General features: G+C 55.0%; 1 protein-coding gene. It reads left to right on the top strand.

Annotation, left to right across the window (positions count from 1 at the left end; all coding sequences use genetic code 11):
- On the top strand, positions 1-322 hold a 322-nt coding region (locus J4G02_19385), incomplete at both ends, for an SDR family oxidoreductase (GenBank protein ID MCE2396697.1).

Genomic DNA, 322 nt, shown 5'->3' with positions numbered 1-322 from the left:
TACCACCACCCAAGGCGGCGTTAAGATGGTAGATGCCACCATGGATCGGTGGGGACAAATCGATGTGTTGTTCGATAATCTGGGAGACGCCGCTGCGAGTGGATTACGGTTGCACGAAACCGATGAGGAGGCGTGGAAGTATCTGGTCGACATCAACCTCCACACCGGTTACATGTGCGCGCAGGCAGCAATCCCAAAAATGCAGGAGCAAAAGCAGGGATCGATAATCTTTGTATCGGCTGCGGGTGAAACCCGACAACGCGCCAACGCCGGTTATGGTGCAGCGAAATGGGGACTGATAGGACTCACCCGTAATCTCGCG

The organism is Candidatus Poribacteria bacterium (assembly GCA_021295755.1).
In the GTDB taxonomy this organism is placed as follows: Bacteria; Poribacteria; WGA-4E; order WGA-4E; family PCPOR2b; genus PCPOR2b.
This window is presented reverse-complemented; position numbering and strand designations above follow the sequence as displayed.